General features: G+C 64.4%; 21 protein-coding genes. 15 read left to right on the top strand and 6 right to left on the bottom strand.

The window, feature by feature from the left end; genetic code table 11:
• Window positions 1-85 precede the first annotated feature (85 nt).
• Window positions 86-1513: a sodium:proton antiporter gene (locus DU475_RS03275; protein WP_164630714.1), complete on the top strand. Its 1428-nt coding sequence runs from the start codon at window positions 86-88 to the stop codon at window positions 1511-1513.
• Between the two features lie 68 nt (window positions 1514-1581).
• Here DU475_RS03275 and DU475_RS24500 read toward each other — a convergent pair whose 3' ends face one another.
• Window positions 1582-1959: a hypothetical protein gene (locus tag DU475_RS24500; protein WP_349644155.1), complete on the bottom strand. Its 378-nt coding sequence runs from the start codon at window positions 1957-1959 to the stop codon at window positions 1582-1584.
• A 70-nt stretch (window positions 1960-2029) separates the two neighbouring features.
• Here DU475_RS24500 and DU475_RS03265 point away from each other — a divergent pair, with 70 nt between their 5' ends.
• On the top strand, window positions 2030-3403 hold the full coding sequence (locus DU475_RS03265) for an Nramp family divalent metal transporter (protein WP_164630658.1): 1374 nt from the start codon (window positions 2030-2032) through the stop codon (window positions 3401-3403).
• Window positions 3404-3460: 57 nt separating this feature from the next.
• Here DU475_RS03265 and DU475_RS03260 read toward each other — a convergent pair whose 3' ends face one another.
• A complete protein-coding gene (locus DU475_RS03260; protein ID WP_205524204.1) occupies window positions 3461-4285 on the bottom strand; it encodes an AraC family transcriptional regulator in 825 nt (274 codons plus the stop codon).
• A 77-nt stretch (window positions 4286-4362) separates the two neighbouring features.
• Here DU475_RS03260 and DU475_RS03255 point away from each other — a divergent pair, with 77 nt between their 5' ends.
• Genes DU475_RS03255 through DU475_RS03245 form a run of 3 tightly spaced genes read left to right on the top strand, consistent with a single transcriptional unit; the run spans window position 4363 to window position 7581 of the window.
• Window positions 4363-6483, top strand: coding sequence for an FUSC family protein (locus DU475_RS03255; protein ID WP_246700230.1), 2121 nt, complete (start codon window positions 4363-4365; stop codon window positions 6481-6483).
• Window positions 6473-6688: a DUF1656 domain-containing protein gene (locus DU475_RS03250; protein WP_164630656.1), complete on the top strand. Its 216-nt coding sequence runs from the start codon at window positions 6473-6475 to the stop codon at window positions 6686-6688. The genes DU475_RS03255 and DU475_RS03250 overlap by 11 nt, the downstream gene beginning before the upstream one ends.
• Window positions 6685-7581: an efflux RND transporter periplasmic adaptor subunit gene (locus tag DU475_RS03245; protein ID WP_164630654.1), complete on the top strand. Its 897-nt coding sequence runs from the start codon at window positions 6685-6687 to the stop codon at window positions 7579-7581. The genes DU475_RS03250 and DU475_RS03245 overlap by 4 nt, the downstream gene beginning before the upstream one ends.
• Window positions 7582-7672: 91 nt before the next feature.
• Here DU475_RS03245 and DU475_RS03240 read toward each other — a convergent pair whose 3' ends face one another.
• From DU475_RS03240 to hemB, 3 genes are all read right to left on the bottom strand, one after another.
• Window positions 7673-8449, bottom strand: a complete 777-nt coding sequence (locus DU475_RS03240) for an arginyltransferase (RefSeq protein ID WP_164630653.1) — start codon at window positions 8447-8449, stop codon at window positions 7673-7675.
• 68 nt (window positions 8450-8517) lie between these two features.
• Window positions 8518-9048, bottom strand: a complete 531-nt coding sequence (locus DU475_RS03235; protein ID WP_013502494.1) for an RDD family protein — start codon at window positions 9046-9048, stop codon at window positions 8518-8520.
• A 164-nt stretch (window positions 9049-9212) separates the two neighbouring features.
• On the bottom strand, window positions 9213-10265 hold the full coding sequence (gene hemB, locus DU475_RS03230; RefSeq protein WP_013502493.1) for a porphobilinogen synthase: 1053 nt from the start codon (window positions 10263-10265) through the stop codon (window positions 9213-9215).
• Between the two features lie 185 nt (window positions 10266-10450).
• On the opposite strand from hemB, the gene DU475_RS03225 reads away from it, so the two are divergent.
• From DU475_RS03225 to DU475_RS03195, 7 genes are all read left to right on the top strand, one after another.
• Window positions 10451-10915 carry a DUF6163 family protein gene (locus DU475_RS03225; protein WP_013502492.1) on the top strand — a complete coding sequence of 155 codons (465 nt, stop codon included), beginning with the start codon at window positions 10451-10453 and terminating at the stop codon, window positions 10913-10915.
• A gap of 73 nt (window positions 10916-10988) precedes the next feature.
• The gene (locus tag DU475_RS03220) at window positions 10989-12554 is read left to right on the top strand and encodes an AMP-binding protein (protein ID WP_164630651.1); all 1566 of its coding nucleotides are present in this window, start codon (window positions 10989-10991) and stop codon (window positions 12552-12554) included.
• Between the two features lie 353 nt (window positions 12555-12907).
• Window positions 12908-13426: a transcriptional regulator LdtR gene (gene ldtR / locus DU475_RS03215; RefSeq protein WP_013502490.1), complete on the top strand. Its 519-nt coding sequence runs from the start codon at window positions 12908-12910 to the stop codon at window positions 13424-13426.
• Between the two features lie 215 nt (window positions 13427-13641).
• Window positions 13642-13869, top strand: coding sequence for a hypothetical protein (locus tag DU475_RS03210; protein ID WP_047307934.1), 228 nt, complete (start codon window positions 13642-13644; stop codon window positions 13867-13869).
• A 16-nt stretch (window positions 13870-13885) separates the two neighbouring features.
• Window positions 13886-14101, top strand: coding sequence for a hypothetical protein (locus DU475_RS03205; RefSeq protein WP_013502488.1), 216 nt, complete (start codon window positions 13886-13888; stop codon window positions 14099-14101).
• A 15-nt stretch (window positions 14102-14116) separates the two neighbouring features.
• The gene (locus DU475_RS03200) at window positions 14117-14689 is read left to right on the top strand and encodes a DUF4142 domain-containing protein (RefSeq protein WP_164630648.1); all 573 of its coding nucleotides are present in this window, start codon (window positions 14117-14119) and stop codon (window positions 14687-14689) included.
• An 81-nt stretch (window positions 14690-14770) separates the two neighbouring features.
• Window positions 14771-15172 carry a group III truncated hemoglobin gene (locus DU475_RS03195; protein ID WP_047307936.1) on the top strand — a complete coding sequence of 134 codons (402 nt, stop codon included), beginning with the start codon at window positions 14771-14773 and terminating at the stop codon, window positions 15170-15172.
• Window positions 15173-15362: 190 nt separating this feature from the next.
• On the opposite strand, the gene yghU is transcribed toward DU475_RS03195, so the two are convergent.
• Entirely contained in the window at window positions 15363-16241 is an 879-nt protein-coding gene (yghU, locus tag DU475_RS03190; protein ID WP_164630646.1) for a glutathione-dependent disulfide-bond oxidoreductase, read from the bottom strand.
• Between the two features lie 153 nt (window positions 16242-16394).
• Between yghU and DU475_RS03185 the strand changes: the two genes are divergently transcribed.
• From DU475_RS03185 to DU475_RS03175, 3 genes are all read left to right on the top strand, one after another.
• Window positions 16395-16886: a DUF305 domain-containing protein gene (locus tag DU475_RS03185; protein WP_164630644.1), complete on the top strand. Its 492-nt coding sequence runs from the start codon at window positions 16395-16397 to the stop codon at window positions 16884-16886.
• 172 nt (window positions 16887-17058) lie between these two features.
• The gene (locus DU475_RS03180; RefSeq protein ID WP_164630708.1) at window positions 17059-17265 is read left to right on the top strand and encodes a hypothetical protein; all 207 of its coding nucleotides are present in this window, start codon (window positions 17059-17061) and stop codon (window positions 17263-17265) included.
• A 104-nt stretch (window positions 17266-17369) separates the two neighbouring features.
• The coding region (locus DU475_RS03175) for a glutathione S-transferase family protein (RefSeq protein ID WP_164630707.1) at window positions 17370-17977 on the top strand (608 nt) is incomplete at its 3' end.

Here is a 17977-nt window from a genome sequence, read left to right as displayed (position 1 = left end):
CGCGTCGAACTGCCCCGCGCGCCAGTCGCACGCGGGGCCGCATTCTGATCTTCGCCTCGCTCCCGATTTGCACTCACTGATCGCGATGTTCGAACGCCGCCCCGGCCGATGTGGTCTCCTGCTGCCGCTGTTGCTGTTGCTGTCGCCTTGCCCGGCGCAGGCGGCGGAGCTCGACGGTGCCGCGCTCGGCGGGGTATGGGGTGTCCCGTTCGCCGGCATCCTGCTGTCGATCGCACTCGGCCCGCTGCTGGCCCCGAAAATCTGGCATGCGCATTACGGCAAGATCGCTGCTGGATGGGCCATGCTCGCGCTGGTGCCGATCGCGATCGTATACGGCTGGCAGATCGCGCTGGCGTCGCTGGTGCACGCGCTCCTTGCCGAGTATCTCAGCTTCATCGTGCTGTTGTTCGCGCTGTTCACGGTGTCTGGCGGCATTCTGGTCACCGGGACGATCCGGGCGACGCCGCTGCTCAACACTGGCCTGCTGGCGGTCGGCACCGCATGCGCCAGCCTGATCGGCACCACCGGCGCGGCGATGATCCTGGTTCGGCCGCTGATCCGCGCCAATGCCGGGCGGCGGCACAATGTCCACGTCATGGTGTTCTTCATCATCCTGGTCGCCAATATCGGTGGCGCGCTGTCGCCGCTCGGCGATCCGCCGCTGTTCGTCGGCTTCCTGCGCGGAATCGATTTCTTCTGGCCGGTGCAGCATCTTTGGCAGCAGACGCTGATTGTCGCCGGCATCCTGCTGACGATCTTCTATCTGCTCGACCTGTGGTACGCCCGGCACGATCCGCCAGCCGAAACCGCCGAACAGCCGGTCGGCTTTCGCGGCAGCATCAATTTCGTTCTGATCGCCGGCATCATCGGCACGATTCTGGCCTGCGCGCAGTGGCGGTCGGGGATCGCGTTCGACGTCTACGGCACGCGGGTCGCACTCGAGAACCTGGTCCGTGACGGTGGTCTGATCGTGCTGGCGCTGCTGTCGCTGTGGTGGACCGCGGACGAACATCGCTCCGCCAACGGCTTCACCTGGGAGCCGATCCGCGAAGTCGCCAAGCTGTTTGCCGGGATCTTCGTCGCGATCATCCCGGTCCTTGCGATGCTGCAGGCCGGCAAGGCCGGCCTGTTTGCGCCGGTGCTCGACGCGGTGTCGGGAAGCGACGGCACGCCGCGCGAGGTGCCGTATTTCTGGTTCACCGGTCTGTTGTCGGCGGTGCTCGACAACGCACCGACCTATCTGGTGTTCTTCGAACTGGCGGGCGGTCAGCCGGCCGAGTTGATGGGGCCGCTCGCCGGAACGCTGGCGGCGATCTCGATGGGGGCGGTTTTCATGGGCGCGCTGACCTATGTCGGCAATGCACCGAATTTCATGGTGTATGCCATCGCCACCGAACGCGGGATCAGAATGCCGGGGTTCTTTGGCTATGCGTTGCGGGTCGGCGCCGTACTGATCCCGTTGTTCCTGTTGCTGACGGTGCTGCCGATCGTTCCGAAGCTGCAGCTCCATTGAAACTGCGGCGGCAGGGCCTGACGCGTTGTCTTCGCGCAAGCCTGCCGCCCGATCGGCGCGAAACCGCGTCAGTTGCCGGGCGGCGCAACGGCGGCGGGAGCGGGCGGCAACCCCGGTGTGTGCCTGGGCTTCAGGGTGCCGATGTAGAACGACACGCCGCCGACCAGCACCACGCACACGAAATACATGGCGTAGGCTTGCGGCGGGGTCGTGGCCCAACGCAGAAACCCGCCGAATGACATTCGCTCTGGTACTTGGCTCGACATGGCGGCCTTGTGCGCCATTTCCGGTCGAATCGGAAGCCGGAAAATGTGATGCCAATCGTTGCCGGCCGAGCCCGGCCGAAGCTCGATCAATGACCAGTGGCGTCTTTTGTGGCAGATATTACGGAAGTCTCTGGCGACTCGCGTCGTGAAGGCGGTTTTGGACGCAAATTCGACCGACATCAGTGCTTGGCCACCTACATGCAACTGTGAATGATTTGCGAGAGCGCTTGGCGGTCTGCATTGTGATGCGATGGATGCAAAAACGTCGCAGATGACATCAGAACCAGCGCCGGCACCGAAACGAACCAAAGGGTGGCGTCTTTCGCCGGGCGAGCCATCGCTCGCCGGAATGTTCGGGACGATCCCGACCCGCGCCAAAGGCCCGTTCTGGCGCAAGCTGATTGCATTCCTCGGCCCCGGCTACCTGGTCGCAGTCGGCTACATGGACCCCGGCAACTGGGCGACTTCGCTCGCCGGCGGTTCCAAATACGGCTACGCGCTGCTGACCGTGGCGCTGATCTCCAACATCATGGCGGTGTTGCTGCAGTCATTGTGCACGCGGCTCGGCGTCGGTGCGGGCAGGGATCTCGCGCAGGCCTGTCGCGACGCCTATCCGCGCTGGGTGTCGTGGCCGCTGTGGCTGTCGGCGGAGATCGCCATCACCGCGACCGACCTCGCCGAGGTGATCGGAACTGCGATCGGACTCAATCTGCTGTTCGGTATCCCGCTCGAACTCGGCGTGCTGATCACCGCTGCCGACGTGTTCCTGGTGCTGGCGCTGCAGGCGTTCGGCTTCCGCTGGATCGAAGCCTTCGTGGTGGCGCTGCTCGGCGTGATCGCGGCCTGCTTCGCGATCCAGATCGCGATGGCCGATCCGGACTGGGGAGCGGTAATCCGCGGCTTCGCGCCGACCACGCGGGTGCTGACCGAGCCCGGCATGCTGTATCTGGCGCTCGGCATCCTCGGCGCCACGGTGATGCCGCACAACCTCTATCTGCACTCCGGCCTGGTACAGACCCGCGGTTTCGGCCACAGCCCGGCCGAGAAGCACGAGGCGATCAAGCTCGCCACGATCGACTCGACGATCGCGCTGACCTTCGCGCTGACCATCAACGCCTCGATCCTGATCCTGGCGGCGGCGACCTTCCACCACGCCGGCCAGACCGATGTCGCCGAACTCGACCAGGCCCATGCCTTCCTGGCGCCGCTGCTCGGCTCGACGCTGGCGCCGACGCTGTTCGGCATCGCGCTGCTCGCCTGCGGCCTGAATTCGACCGTCACCGCCACGCTGGCCGGCCAGATCGTGATGGAAGGCTTCATCCAATTCCGGATCAAGCCGTGGCTGCGCCGGATGGTGACGAGGCTGATCGCGATTGTGCCGGCGGTAGTGGTCACCATCATCGCTGGCGAAAAGGGCACCGGGCAGCTCCTGATCCTCAGTCAGGTGGTACTCAGCCTGCAACTGCCGTTCGCGGTGGTGCCGCTGGTGATGTTCACCGCCAGCCGAGCCAAGATGGGCGAGTTCGTCGCGCCGCGCTGGCTGTCGATTGCCGCCGCACTGATCGCCGCGATCATCATCGCGCTGAATATCAAGCTGGTGTTCGACTACGCGACCGGCGGGTAGTCCGCAGACGAAATCCCAGAGCCGCGGCTGTGCTGGCCGAGTAGAACCGGCGTTTGGTCAAACACGGTTCTGCTCATTCGATCCCGCTTTCGTGGGGGCGTGACGTTGCGCGAAGTATTGAGCGGGAGTGCTTCCAAGCGCCTTCTTGAACATGGTGATGAAGGCGTTGACCGACTCGTAGCCAAGTCCGGCCGCAACGTTCTGCACCGCTTCGCCGCTCGCGAGTTCCCGAAGGGCGACGACGAGGTGGAGCTGCTGTCGCCAGCGTCCGAACGTCAGTCCTGTCTCGCGGATCAGCAGCCGCGCCAGCGACCTTTCACTCATCGCGATCTGCTTCGCCCAATCGCTCAAGGTCCTGCGGTCGGATGGCTCCGCTGTCAGAGCGTCGGCGATGGCCCGAATCTTCGGATGGCTGGAAATCGGCAGGTTGAACCGCTCGCGCGGCATCTCCGCGAGTTCGTCCAGCAGAACGCGCGCCATTCGGGCTGCGTGGCTGTCTGCGTGATAGTCCGCACGCTCCTCTGCCAGACGCTCGACCATTTCCCGGATCAACGGAGAGATCGACAGCGTGCAACTGGATTCGGGCAGTTTCGCCGCTTCCGGTTCCACGAACAGATAGTTGAGCCGCGCATTTGCGGTCGCGCGCGCGCTGTGAGGCACTCCGCCAGGAATCCACACCCCGCAATTCGGAGGCACGATCCAGATCTCGTTGCCGGCCGTGCACGTGACGGCTCCGTGCAGGGCCAAGATCAACTGCCCCTTGCGATGGACATGCAAAGGCACTTCCGCCGCATGGTCGGAGAAATCGAGCTTGTGGCTGACCGCAGGCAGGTGCGTCAGGTCGGGATCGAAAACGGAAACGACAGATTGTGGCGCGGACATCAGGATGGCCGTTTTCAGGTATTTTATGTCGTAATACCGAATTTATTCGCTTCTGCAAATCGGACACAACTGGCGGCATGAAGATAATGCCGACGGTATCTCCTCGCTTGATCGACCCCTGCGCAGCAGTATGGCAGGTGGCAGCGGGCTTCGCTCGAACGCCGGCAACGAAGGAGGATGCGGATGCGGTCCTCTTTTCGGCAAAGAGTTTCGCCGCGGCGATGCTGGCCTATTACATTTCGCTGCAACTCGATTTGCCCAAGCCGTTCTGGGCCATCGTTACTGTCTACATCGTCTCTCAGACATCGGCGGGAGCGTCGCTCAGTCGTGGCGTGTATCGCTTCGTCGGCACCTTCGTGGGTGCGATTGCGACGGTCGCTATCGTTCCGAATTTCGTCAACGACCCGATCGTATGCTGCGTCATCCTCGCGGGCTGGATCGGTCGGTGTCTGTTTCTCTCGCTGCTGGATCGAACGCCGCGCGCCTACGCCTTCGTACTGGCTGGCTACACGACGAGCCTGATCGGCTTTCCGAGCGTGCTCGATCCCGGTGCAGCGTTTGAAACGGCATCGCTGCGCGTCCAGGAGATTTCCATCGGAATTCTCTGCGCGGTTCTGATCCATCGTTACGTCCTGCCGAAGCCGATGAGTGGCCAGTTCACCGGCAAGCTGTCGGCGACGCTTCTGGACGCCCGCCGGATTGCGGGCCTCGCGCTGACGGGAACGCCGGAACAAAACCGCCACGATCGCCATCAACTTGCTGCCGATCTCCTGATGCTCCGGGGGCTTGCGACGCATCTGCCGTATGATCCCGGATCGGTGACGCCGCGGCGCGAGACGCTGCAACTCATACACGACCGGCTCGCTCGGCTTCTTCCGCTCACGACCGAAATCGAAGACCGGGTCCGTTTTCTCGGCATTGGGCCCGGCGATACGGCTGATGGGCTGACCGCATTGATCCACGATGTCGGGGCCTGGATCGCTGCCGCTGGGACGGGCGATGGGGAGAGGGTGGCTCGGCTGATTGCGCGCGCGCGATCGCTCCAGGCTCATCTGGGCACAGATGCGGCGACGCCCGTAGACCGGGTGGGCGCCAACCTTGCAGGTCATCTGGCTGAAATGATCGGCCTGATTCACGACTGCGACCAGCTCGATCAGAACATGATCATCGGCTCGAGCTCACCACAGGCGGAGTGGCTTTACGGGCCGGCGCCTGCAAAGGGGTACGTCTATCACCGTGATCCATGGATGGCGGCTCGTGCAGCGCTCGGTGCCGTCGTCGCTATCCTCAGCGGCTGCGCCTTCTGGATATGGTCGGCCTGGCCGGAGGGCGGCACCGCAGTCTCAATTCTCGGCGTATGCTGCACCTTGTTCGGCAATTTCGACGCGCCTGTGCCATTCGTCGTCAAATACATCGTGGGCTCGATCTGGGGAGTTCTGATAAGCCTCGTCTACAGCTTCGCCATCTTGCCCCAAGTCACGAACTTCGCAGTTCTTGTCGCGGTCCTTGCGCCGGCATTCCTGTTTGCTGGCTCGCTCCAGGCGCGAGCGCCGACGACGTTCATGGCGCTGGGAATCACTCTCACAATTCCGATCCTGTCGGGCCTCGGCAGCAACTACACCGGTGACCTCGCCACTTTTCTCGACACCGTGATCGCACTGTTCGCAGCAGTTGGTTTCGGGGCGGTCAGCATGTCCATCTTCCAGACTGTACCGCTGGACGTCGCGATCAACCGGCTGCTTCTCCACAGTCGGCAGGATGTCGGTCGCCGCGCTCTGGGCGGCGCGCCGAACGAAGCGCGCTGGACAAGCCTGATGATCGACCGAACGGCGCTGCTGCTGCCGAGGCTGCGAGCGGCCGGCAGAGCCCCTGCAAACGTCCTTGACGATACGCTGTGCCTTCTTCGCATCGGTCACGTCGCCGGCCGGCTTCGCAAGCTGGTCCCGCAGGTCCAGGGCGAGGCCGGCGTCGCAATCGGCGGTCTTCTGTCCGCGATTGCCACGTGTTTCAGCGTGAGGCGACCGACGACGCCTGCCGAACTTGCAGACCTCGATCAGCGCATCGCGACGTTGATGGCAATGATGGCGGCCAGCTCATTCAAGAGACGCCTGCGGATCGTCGATCTGCTGATCGACCTCCGTTTCGCGCTCGGTTTCGGTGGAATGATGCAGGAGGACGATCCGGCTCATGATCGTTGATTTGAATATGGGGGGTGTCTTCATCCCCGGCCTGGTGGTCCTCGCGCTCATCGCGCTGTTCGCCACCTTGGCAATCATGCGTTTCTGCAACGCCACCGGGATCTCCCGGCTGTTCGAGTATCGGCCACTCGTCGAAATCGCCACCTTCCTCATGATCTACGGTCTTCTCATGCTGTATCTTCCCCTGGTCGGATCAATCTCGTGAAATCGTTTCTGTCCGTGCTCAGCCGCTATGCCCTGACCGTCGGCTTAGTCGCTCTTTCGGGTGTTGTCGGCCTGCAGGCCTGGGGCCACTACCAGCGAACACCCTGGACGCGCGACGGTCGAGTGAGCGTGAATGTCGTCCAGATCGCGCCTGAGGTTTCAGGTGCGATCCGCTCGGTGGCAGTGGTCGACAATCAGTACGTCAAACGTGGTGATGTACTTTACGAGATCGACCCCGAGCGGCTTCGTTTGGCACTGGCGCTGGCCGAGGCTGACGTCGAAGCGAAGCGCCAGGATATGATCGTTCGTCAAGCCACGGCGCAGCGGAAACGGCAGCTCAAGGATGTGGTCTCACAGGAAGCCGTCCAGCAATCGGGCGGCGCTGCGGCAATAGCCAGCGCCGCCTATCAGGCCGCGGTGGCGACATTCGATTTGGCCAAGCTCGATCTTGCTCGTTCCGTCGTTCGTTCACCTGTCGATGGGTATGTGACGAATCTGAAGCTTCGGCCCGGCGACTACGCGACCGCTGGGGCGACGAATGTCGCGATCCTCGATGCCGCCAGTTTCTGGATCACCGGCTATTTCGAAGAGACGAAAATTCAGCAGATCCGTGTCGGGGCCCCGGCGCTGGTCAAGCTGATGGGCTTTGACCAGCCAGTGACGGGTCATGTCGAGAGTATCGGTCGCGGCATCGAGAACAGCAGTGAAGCGCCGGGTCGCTTCGGCCTGCCCAATGTCGCGGCGACGTTTTCCTGGGTGCGTCTCGCCCAGCGCATCCCGGTGCGTATCCATATCGATCAAGTACCGTCCGGGATAGAACTGGCGGCTGGGATGACGGCCACCATCGAGATCGCTCCCGCTGATGTTGAGCCGAACACGGGGCAGCGACCATGAACTGCACGCGCACGCTTTCGTTGTCCCATTGTCTCGCCACGGTGTAGCGGGACGACCGGCGAGACTGGACGCCTGTGTCGGAAGGGCCGAGCTAATCCTGCGGCTCGGGCTGCATCTCGCCGGAAGCGTCGATGCGCAACCAGCCGCTCGGCGCCAGCCGCTGCTGGGGCAGGTAGCGGCCTTTGTAGTCCATCTTTTTGGAGCCTTCGATCCAGTAGCCGAGATAGACGTAGGGCAGGCCGAGCCGCCGTGCGCGGGCGATATGATCGAGGATCATGAAGGTGCCGAGCGATCGGTTCTGTTCGTTCGGCTCGTAGAACGAATACACCATCGACAGCCCGTCTCCGAGCACATCGGTCAGCGCGGCGGCGATCAGGTCGCCGCCGCGGCCGGTGACGCCGGTGTCGGGGGTGCGCTTGCGGTACTCGATCATCCGGGTCTGGACATGACTGTCCTCGACCATCATCGCATAGTCGAGCACCGTCATGTCGGCCATTCCGCCATGGCGATGGCGCTGGTCGAGATAGGCGCGGAACACCGAATATTGCTCGGAGGTCGGCACGGGGTTGCGCTGCTCGCCGACGATGTCGGCGTTGCGGGCCAGCAGCTTGCGCTGGTTGCGCGATGGCTTGAACTCGTTGACGATCACCCGGACCGACACGCAGGCGCGGCAATGATCGCAGGCCGGGCGGTAGGCGATCGACTGGCTGCGCCGGAAGCCGCCATGGGTGAGCAGGTCGTTGAGCTCGCCGGCCTTGTTGCCCACCAGATGGGTGAACACCTTGCGCTCGTGCCGGCCCGGCAGATAGGGGCACGGCGAGGGGGCGGTCAGATAGAACTGGGGGGTATCGCGCGAGTGCTGGGTCACGTCGGGTCGTCGGCCTCCAACGCGCCCAGCATCGCCTCGCATCCGACGCCGGTCAATCGCTTTCGCCCTTAGTAGGAGCGCGCCGGCTGCGAGGCGGGTACGGTGCTGTTGATAATCACGGTCCCGAGCAGGATATCGTGCAACAGCCGGCGCCGACTGTTGAACAGCCCGATCAGCAGGATCAGCGGGGTCAGCATCGACAGCGACAGCCAGAACAGGAAGGCGTGTGCCGCGCCGAGCACGAAGTAGCCGGGTTCGCCGGTCCAGGTGGTCAGTTCCAGCCCCATTGTCCGCATCCCGATCGTCGCCGAATGCGGGCCGCCGAGCGAGGCGCCGTAATACACCAGCGCCCAGATCACCGACAGCGGCGACACCAGCCAGAACAGGGTCCAGCCGATCCCGAGCGTGACCAGGCCGAACATCGCGATGAACACCGTCACCACGATGACCGGCACGGCGAGCACCACCAGGTCGATCAGGAAGGCGAACACCCGCTTGGTCAGCACGCCCTGAAACAGTTCCGGATTGAGCCAGGGGTCGAACGCCGCGGGCCGCACCTCGCCGCCGCGCCAGCCGCCACTCCCACCATAGTCAGCCATCAGCCTGCTCCGCGTTGGGCCGCCCGGACAGGAGCGGTCGCCCGGTTCGACATGGCGACGGCAACGACGCGTTGCAAGGCTGCCGCGACATTACAAACCATCCATCGATCCGCCGGAGGCCGGCGAATCGGCGAGGGAAGCTGCGCGGCGGAGGGGGCCGGGACTCAGCCCAACTGCCTCAACTTCTCGGCGGCCGCCGGGGCGAAGTAGGTGAGCACGCCGTTGGCGCCGGCGCGCTTGAAGGCGAGCAGGCTCTCCATCATCGCCCGGTCGCCGTCCAGCCAGCCGTTGTTGGCGGCCGCGGCGATCATCGCGTACTCGCCCGACACCTGATAGGCGAAGGTCGGCACGCCGAAGGTTTCCTTCACGCGGCGGACGATGTCGAGATACGGCATGCCCGGCTTGACCATCACCATGTCGGCGCCTTCGGCGAGATCGAGTTCGACCTCGCGGATCGCTTCGTCGGTGTTGGCCGGGTCCATCTGATAGGTGCGCTTGTCGCCGGTCAGCGCCTTGGCCGACCCGATCGCGTCGCGGAACGGGCCGTAGAAGGCGGACGCATACTTGGCCGCATAAGCCATGATCTGGACGTCGAGATAGCCGGCGGCATCGAGCGCCTCGCGGATCGCGCCGATGCGGCCGTCCATCATGTCCGATGGCGCGATCACGTCGCAGCCGGCCTCGGCCTGCACCAGCGATTGCTGCACCAGCACCGCGACGGTCTCGTCGTTGAGGATGCGGCCGTCCTCGATCAGGCCGTCATGACCGTGGCTGGTGTAGGGATCGAGCGCGACGTCGCACAGCACGCCGATCTGAGGAAATTCCTTCTTGATCGCGCGGACGGTCTTGCAGATCAGGTTTTCCGGATTGGACGCTTCGGTGCCGTGCTCGTCGCGCAGCGACGGCTCGGTGAACGGGAACAGCGCGATGCACGGGATATCGAGCTTGGCGGCGCGTTCGGCGTCGCGGACGATCTGATCGACGCTGAGCCGTTCGACCCCCGGCATCGAGGCGACCTGAACCCGCTGGTTGCTGCCGTCGATCACGAACATCGGCCAGATCAGGTCGTCGGTGGTCAGGACGTTCTCACGCACCAAGCGGCGGGCCCACTCGGTCTTGCGGTTGCGGCGCGGACGGATGGTGAGATCGAGCGGCGGAGCGGCGGGCCGGGTCGAGGGGTCGCGAATCTCGATGGGACGGCCGAATTTGATCGCCATGGTGCCAACTCTCCCTGCAGGCTCTGCTGTGTTCATGGAAAGTAGCATTTTGGCACTGCCGCGTCACGGCGCTGTTGATTTGGCGCAATCAGAAGGTTCCGCCGCCATCACAGCCGATTGATTTTGCTGCCCCGGCGGGCCAAGACTCCGCCGAACCCGATCCGCCGAGCAACAGCCGAGCCTTGATGTCCGACATCCAACCCCGCGAACCGCTGCCGCGCGACCAGGCGATCTCGGTCGCGGCGATTTCGCCGGAGCGGCCCGACAACCACGACAACGACTGGACGCGGCGGCTGGTGCTGTTCCTGCGGGTGATGGCGGTGCTGTCGGTCGTCAAGGGACTTTACCACTGGGCGCAGATCACCGGCTTCGTCGGCGGCGAGGACGACGCCTTTGAGGTCCAGACCATGGCCTGGCAGACCGCCACGGTCTATTTCGCCGTGATCGAGCTGGTCGCCGCCGTCGGGCTGTGGCTGGCGACCCCCTGGGGCGCCGTGGTGTGGCTCACCACCGTGGTGTCGATGGCGGTGATCGAATTGATGTTCCCGGCGATCTACGGCGGCAGTCTCCTGGTCGTGCTCGGGGAAGCGGTGCTGCTCGCTGCCTATCTGGCGCTTGCCTGGATGGCGGCCCGCGAACGTCCGCCATAGCCCGGTCTGCAAGCGCCGCCGCAGCACGCAGGCGGGCGCGACAACGACAACAACCATCACAAGGGGGAAAACCATGGACCAGCTTCATTCCGGCGGCACCGGCGGCGGCCTGATCGTCAATGCGATCGCGCGCCACGGCGACCGTCCGGCGATCGCCGACGGCAGCATTCGCTGGAGCTACCGCGAACTCGGCGAGGCGATCGGCCGCTTCATCACGCTGTTTCGCGACTGCGGCCTTGCCAAAGGCAGTGCGCTGTCGATTCTGTCCTCGAATCGCGCCGAATCCTGGGCTGCGATCTGCGCCGCGACCGTGATGGGGATGCGCTACACGCCGCTGCATCCGATGGCGGCCGAAGACGACCACGCCTTCATCATCGAGGACGCCGAGATCGACGCGCTGATCGTCGAAGGCGGCAAGTTCGCCGCGCGCGGCGAGGCGATCCGCGCCCGCGTGCCGGGCCTCAAGCATCTGCTGTCGTTCGGCGCCGTCAACGGCGCCCGCGATCTGCTCGATGGCTTCGCGGCGGTTCAGCCTGCGCCGCTGGTCGACGACAGTGCGACCTCCGACATCGCCTGGCTGGCCTACACCGGCGGCACCACCGGCCGCTCCAAGGGGGTGATGATCCCGCATCGCGCGCTGACCACGATGGCGGTGATCCTGTATTCGGATTGGGACTGGCCGGCCGAGATCCGCTATCTCGCCGCCACCCCGATCAGCCACGCCGCCGGCGTCACCGTGTATCCGGTGATGATGCGCGGCGGCTTCACCCGGCTGGTGCAGGGCTTCGAGGTCGAATCCTATTGCCGCGTCATCGCCGAGGACAAGATCACCGCGGTGTTTCTGGTGCCGACGCTGATCTACGCGCTGATCGACGCGCCGCAGGTGAGGGCGCGTCACGATCTGTCGTCGCTCGACATGATCGTGTACGGCGCCGCGCCGATGTCGCCGGATCGTCTGCGCGAAGGCATCGAGATCTTCGGCAACGTGTTCGTGCAGCTTTACGGCCAGACCGAAGCGCCGCAATGCATCACCACGATGCGCAAGATCGACCACGACGATTCCAAGCCCGGCCGGCTCGGCAGTTGCGGACGGCCGAGCCCGCTGCTCGACGTCAAGCTGTTCGATTCCGAGATGCGCGAAGTCGGCCCCGGCGAGCCCGGCGAAATCTGCGTGCGCGGCACGCTGGTGATGGACGGCTATTGGAAGCGGCCCGAAGCGACGGCGGAAGCGTTCCGCGGCGGCTGGCTGCACACCGGCGACGTCGCCGTGAAGGACGCCGACGGCTATCTCTATATCGTCGACCGCACCAAGGACATGATCATCTCCGGCGGCTTCAACATCTATCCGCGCGAGGTCGAGGATGCGTTGATGGCGCACCATGCGGTCGCGTCTGCTGCGGTGATCGGCGTGCCCGACGACAAATGGGGCGAGGCGGTGAAAGCGTTCGTGGTTCTGAAGCCCGGTGCCAACAACGACGCGGCCGAACTGCAGGCGCATGTGAAGGAGAAGCGCGGCGCGCCGTGGTCGCCGAAGACGATCGACTTCGTCGACGCGATTCCGGTCACCGGCCTCGGCAAGATCGATCGCAAGGTGCTGCGTGCCCCATATTGGGAAGGCCGCAACCGCGGCGTCGCGTAAACAAGCTCCCGGCATTTTATCAAAACGCGGTCCGGATAGGGTTGTGAAGACCTTAACCGGATCGCGCACCGCGCGGCCGATCCGTTACGCAGATCTTTCAAATTCGAACGAAGCTGTCTTCAAATGCGACAAGGGCATCCGGAAAACCCTTGAATCGGCGTCGATCCGTGAATCAAACGTTGCAAAAAGCCCTTGATTTGCAGGCTTAATGCACGGTTCACTGTCTTAAATTCATGATCTCTTTATCGTCTTATTTAAGCTGATGTTCAAAGCGGCCCCTTAAGGTGGACCTATCAGACGAGACAGAAGTTTCGTCGAATAAGTCGATCAAAAAAGACGACAGGGGAAGTGTCATGATCAAAGCAGTCGCCACGGCGGCGGAGACCTCCGCACCCGCAGTAGCAGCCAACACGCCGGTCCAGCCGCTCTATCTCGAGGCGCTCACCTTGGTGGAGCGGCTGCACCGCCGGTTGCTCGACGTCATCAAGGACGAGTTCGATCGTCGCGGTCGCGCTGATATCAATTCGGTTCAGGCGCTGCTGCTCTACAACATCGGCGACAAGGAGCTGACCGCGGGCGAACTGCGCACGCGCGGTTACTACCTCGGCTCCAATGTCTCCTACAATCTGAAGAAGCTGGTTGAACTCGGGTTCCTCGATCATCAGCGGTCGCGCGTCGATCGCCGCTCGGTGCGGATCCGCCTGACCCCGCAGGGCCAGGAAGTCCGTCACATCGTCGAGGCGCTGTATCAGAAGCACGTCAAGACGGTGGAGCAGGTCGGCGGCATCTCCAGCGAGGAGTTCGCCACGCTGAACAAGTCCCTGCACCGCCTCGAGCGGTTCTGGACCGACCAGATCCTGTATCGGCTGTAAGGCTCCACCAATACGCGCCAACGCCGGCCGGCGATCCGCCGAGCCGCTGCTCGCAAACGAGCAGGCCCGCGCGCTGTCAGTCTCCAGACCTGTCGTCCTCGGCCTCCCCGCAACGGGAGGCCGATTTGTTTTGTGCGCCGCCGAATTTCTCCGGAACCTGCGGGAACCATCGTGGCCGGAAAGACTTGTCACTGCGCAGTCCGTTGGAGAGGGCGATGCTGATCGAACGAGGGCTCCGGGTGATGAATGTGGATACGATCGGAAAATCCTACGACATCGCGGCGAACTACCTGCGGCGCACCGGCGCGATTCCGGACGGCACCTCGACTTATGATCCGCTGCTCGAACTGATTGTTCGGCTGTTCCAGCGCGGCGAGACCCATCCGATCCGGCTCGCCAACAAGGCGATCTCGAATTTCGAATCCGCCAAGATCGCCGCTTGAGAACCAGGGAGACGACATGCAACGCGCCATCGATCGCGTGATTCAGACTTACGGCCTGTTGACCAGCAAGGAAGCGGCCGAAAATTCCAAGGCCAAGGTCGAGACTTACATCCGCACGCTGGTCGAGGCCGGCGAGACCGACGACAACCGGCTGACCGTGTGCGGTCTGGTCTATCTGCGCGAGCTTGACGGCAGCAACGATCCGTTGAAAGCTGGCTACACGGGAATGTAGCGCGCCGGAGATCGAATGCTGATGCGGCTGTTGGCAGGGCTGGTCGCAGTCTTGCCGGCCATCGTGATTTTCGCCGGGGCGATCGCCGGGGCGGAGAGTCCGCGCAAGCATTCCCTGCTCGAAGCTGTCGGCGTCAAGGCGGTGCTCGGCTGGCCGCCCAACGCCGCCGACGTGCTGCGCTATCTTCACCAGTTCAACATGTTTCAGGTGGAAGCGGCCGGGCTGGCGGATTCGCGGGGCGACGACGCGCTGCGGCAGTTCGCTTTCGGGCAGGCGCGGCTGGCACGCGAGCGCGATCAGGATGTGTTCCGTCTCAACACCTTCGCGCTGCTGTCGATCGATTTCCCGACCCGGCCGAACGCCGTGTTGGCCAATCAGATCGCCGGCTTGCGCGGCGCGGTGGGGAGCCGGTTCATGACCGACTTCCACGGCAAGCAGGTCCAGGAGTTCCGCCGTGTCGTGGCGCTGCTTCGGCGCTTTCTGCTGCATCCCGATAACGACCAGATTCGCCGCTTCGCGATCGAGCAGTTGCCGCTGCTGGAACGCGATCTGGACATGCTCGAGGGGCGAGCGCGGACAGCGGGTTGAGCCCACGTGCACAGCCGATGTCGGAGCCTGTGGTTCGATCCATGCCTTGAGTGCCGCCGCGTGGAGCCTTACATCGGGCCGATGAGCATCGCCAATTCCGACATCCTCACCGACGAGCAGATCGCGCATCTGGTGCGCACGTTCTACGGCCGCGCCCGGCAGGACGAGGTGATCGGGCCGATCTTCGCCTCCGCGGTGCAGGATTGGGATCACCACATCGCCCAGATCGCCGATTTCTGGTCGTCGATGCTGCTGAAGACCGGGCGGTACGGCGGCCGGCCGATGCGGCCGCATCTGATGCTGAATCTCGCGCCCGAACATTTCGACCGCTGGCTGAAACTGTTCGAAGCGACCGCGACCGAGTTGTTCACCCCGGAGGTGGCAGCCGAGTTCATCATCCGCGCCCGCCGCATCGCCGACAGTTTCGAAATGGGAATCGCCACCACCCAAGGCAGGGTCGCGCACCCGCGGCACAGCGTGTAGTTGGAGACCGGTCATTCGAGAGCGAGATCTACCTCCCGTCATTCCGGGGCGCGAACGCAGTTCGCGAACCCGGAATCTGGAGCTTGTGGAAACGCTCGCCTGACCAATCTCGGGATTCCGGGTTCGCGCTACGCGCGCCCCGGAATGACGGGAGGGAGAGGCGCTCACGCGGTCCGTTTTGTGACGCCCCTTACGACTTCGCGGCCTCGAGCTTGTCCTGCGTCTTCGTCTCGAAATCGCCGGCGTCGTGGCGTTCGTGGAGCTGGGTGGATAGGTCGCCGCTGATGCGGTTGACGATTCGGCCGCGCTTCACCGCCGGGCGAGCGCCGATCTGTTTGGTCCAGCGCTGCACGTTCTTGTAGCTGGCGACATCCAGGAAGGTGGCGCTGTCGCCGTACAGCACGCCGTTGGCGAGTCCGCCGTACCACGGCCACACCGCGATGTCGGCGATCGAGTACTCGGTGCCGGCCAGATACTCGGTCTCGGCCAGCCGGCGATCGAGCACGTCCATCTGCCGCTTCACCTCCATCGCGAAGCGGTTGATCGGGTATTCCCACTTCTCGGGCGCGTACGCGTAGAAGTGCCCGAAGCCGCCGCCGAGATACGGCGCCGAGCCCATCTGCCAGAACAGCCAGTTCAGGCATTCGGTGCGGCCGGCCGGGTCCTTGGGGATGAACTCGCCGAACTTTTCGGCGAGGTACAGCAGGATCGAGCCGGATTCGAACACGCGCTGCGGCGGGTTCACCGAGCGATCGAGCAGCGCCGGGATCTTCGAATTCGGATTGACCCCGACGAAGCCGGACGAGAATTGGTCGCCGTCGCCGATCTTGATCAGCCAGGCGTCGTATTCGGCGCCGCTGTGGCCGCGCGCCAGCAGCTCCTCGAGCAGGATCGTGACCTTCTGGCCGTTCGGCGTCGCCAGCGAATAGAGCTGGAGCGGATGCTTGCCGACCGGCAGCTCCTTGTCATGGGTCGGACCGGCGATCGGACGGTTGATCGACGCGAATTTGCCGCCGTTCTCCTTGTCCCAGGTCCAGACGGGGGGCGGCGTGTAGGGGGCGTCGGTCATTAATGCGCTCCGGATTGAGGTTCGGATTGTGATTGAGCGGGACAGCAGAGATTGGCGAGCCGCGCGCGCATTGCAAGGGGCATCGCGGCCGGCCCGTCGGGAACCATCACGTCCCCGGCCGTTTAGCTCCACTCCGATCACAGGAGCGAAATGATGTCCTACGCCCGATTTGCCGCGATGATCGCGACCTCGACGGTCGTGATGTTCGGCCTGATGTATCTCAACACATATGCGCTCGACCATGTCTGGTTCAGCCAGACCCGAATGTGGATGGCGCTGGTGATGGGCGCGGTGATGGCGCTGATCATGCTCGGCTTCATGTGGGCGATGTATCCGAGCCGCAGCGCCAATTGGGGCATCGTCGCCGCCAGCGTCGTGGTCTTTGCCGGCGCGCTGTATCTGGTGCGGAGTCAGGACACGGTCGGCGACGTCGCCTACATGAAGGCGATGATCCCGCATCATTCGATCGCGATCATGACCAGCGAGCGCGCGCGTATCGGCGATCCGCGCGTCCGCAAGCTCGCCGACGCCATCTGGCAGACGCAGGTCAGGGAGATCGTCGAGATGACGGCGCTGATCGACGAGCTCGAACGCACCCCGCCGCCGAGCGATGCGCCCGAGCTGCCGCCGCCGGACAAGCGGTGAGGCGAGGGTAGCGCGATGTCCTCGACCGCGTTTTGACGACCGGAGGCATCGGATTGTTGTCCTAGGTCGGCGACTGCCCACCGATTTTCGCACGGCGTGGCGGATTTGATGCGGCCGCCGTCATTGCGCTGCGCTACAACGCGGGGCCACGACACAACCAACGATGGACGACATGGACAAGAAGGCGATGCGCGAAGAGGCCGAACGGCTGATGCGCGAGGCGATGGCGACCCGCAACGTCACGGTCAAGCAGGGCGACACCGTGATCATGGCCACCTGCGGCAAATGCGGCGCCCCTAACAAGGTCAAGGCGCCGAAGGGCGTCAGCCGCGTGGCCTACGTCTGCAAGGAATGCGGGGCGAAGCAGGAGACGCTGTGAGGCTGGCGCCTGGGCCCGGATGACGCGCAGCGCAATTCGGGACGGCCGGCCATCTCGATTCCCATCGCGCGCGCCGCGCGCAGTCCCGGAGGACGCGATGCACCCTGCACCACCTCAACGACAGCCGCTCGCAGCGCATCCTGTGGCTGCTGGAGGAGATCGGCGCGCCCTACGAGCTGAAGCGCTACCAGCGCGACGCCACGACGCGGCTGGCGCCGCCCGAACTCGCCGCCGTGCACCCGCTCGGCAAGTCGCCGGTGATCACCGACGGCGACCTGACGCTGGTCGAGTCCGGCGCGATCGTCGACTACATCCTGCGCCGCTACGGCGCGGGCAGCGGCCTGCGTTCCGCCGAGGGCACACCCGAGTTCGAGGCCTATCAGGAATGGCTGCACTACGCCGAGGGATCGGCGATGCTGCCCTTGATGCTGCAGCTCTACACCGCGCGCCTGAAAGACGCCGCCGCGCCGCTGCAGCCGCGGATCGACAGCGAGATCGCCAATCACCTCGGCTTCGTCGAGCGCGCGCTCAAAGGCCGCGACTACTTCGTCGGCGACAGCCTGACCGGCGCCGACATCATGATGAGTTTCGTCGCCGAGGTCGCCGGCTCGTTCGGCAAGCTCGGGCCGTATCCGGCGCTGGCGGCGTGGATCGGCCGCATGCACGCGCGGCCGGCGTTCGTGCGGAGCGTGGAGGAGGGCGGGGCGTATCG

This window comes from Rhodopseudomonas sp. WA056 (assembly GCF_010906995.1).
GTDB lineage: Bacteria > Pseudomonadota > Alphaproteobacteria > Rhizobiales > Xanthobacteraceae > Rhodopseudomonas > Rhodopseudomonas palustris_G.
Note: the sequence above shows the minus strand (reverse complement) of the source record. Positions and strands in the feature narration are given on the sequence as shown.

Bases quoted from the DNA above. Each gene is read 5' to 3' on its own strand.
- DU475_RS03200 (WP_164630648.1), top strand. From the start codon at position 14,117: ATGCTGATGCGGCTGTTGGCAGGGCTGGTCGCAGTCTTGCCGGCCATC.
- DU475_RS03255 (WP_246700230.1), top strand. From the start codon at position 4,363: ATGAAGATAATGCCGACGGTATCTCCTCGCTTGATCGACCCCTGCGCA.
- DU475_RS03210 (WP_047307934.1), top strand. From the start codon at position 13,642: ATGCTGATCGAACGAGGGCTCCGGGTGATGAATGTGGATACGATCGGA.
- DU475_RS03195 (WP_047307936.1), top strand. From the start codon at position 14,771: ATGAGCATCGCCAATTCCGACATCCTCACCGACGAGCAGATCGCGCAT.
- DU475_RS03250 (WP_164630656.1), top strand. From the start codon at position 6,473: ATGATCGTTGATTTGAATATGGGGGGTGTCTTCATCCCCGGCCTGGTG.
- DU475_RS03260 (WP_205524204.1), bottom strand. From the start codon at position 4,285: ATGTCCGCGCCACAATCTGTCGTTTCCGTTTTCGATCCCGACCTGACG.
- DU475_RS03205 (WP_013502488.1), top strand. From the start codon at position 13,886: ATGCAACGCGCCATCGATCGCGTGATTCAGACTTACGGCCTGTTGACC.
- DU475_RS03225 (WP_013502492.1), top strand. From the start codon at position 10,451: ATGTCCGACATCCAACCCCGCGAACCGCTGCCGCGCGACCAGGCGATC.
- ldtR (WP_013502490.1), top strand. From the start codon at position 12,908: ATGATCAAAGCAGTCGCCACGGCGGCGGAGACCTCCGCACCCGCAGTA.
- DU475_RS03265 (WP_164630658.1), top strand. From the start codon at position 2,030: ATGGATGCAAAAACGTCGCAGATGACATCAGAACCAGCGCCGGCACCG.
- hemB (WP_013502493.1), bottom strand. From the start codon at position 10,265: ATGGCGATCAAATTCGGCCGTCCCATCGAGATTCGCGACCCCTCGACC.
- DU475_RS03180 (WP_164630708.1), top strand. From the start codon at position 17,059: ATGGACAAGAAGGCGATGCGCGAAGAGGCCGAACGGCTGATGCGCGAG.
- DU475_RS03235 (WP_013502494.1), bottom strand. From the start codon at position 9,048: ATGGCTGACTATGGTGGGAGTGGCGGCTGGCGCGGCGGCGAGGTGCGG.
- DU475_RS24500 (WP_349644155.1), bottom strand. From the start codon at position 1,959: ATGTCGGTCGAATTTGCGTCCAAAACCGCCTTCACGACGCGAGTCGCC.
- DU475_RS03185 (WP_164630644.1), top strand. From the start codon at position 16,395: ATGTCCTACGCCCGATTTGCCGCGATGATCGCGACCTCGACGGTCGTG.
- yghU (WP_164630646.1), bottom strand. From the start codon at position 16,241: ATGACCGACGCCCCCTACACGCCGCCCCCCGTCTGGACCTGGGACAAG.
- DU475_RS03275 (WP_164630714.1), top strand. From the start codon at position 86: ATGTTCGAACGCCGCCCCGGCCGATGTGGTCTCCTGCTGCCGCTGTTG.
- DU475_RS03220 (WP_164630651.1), top strand. From the start codon at position 10,989: ATGGACCAGCTTCATTCCGGCGGCACCGGCGGCGGCCTGATCGTCAAT.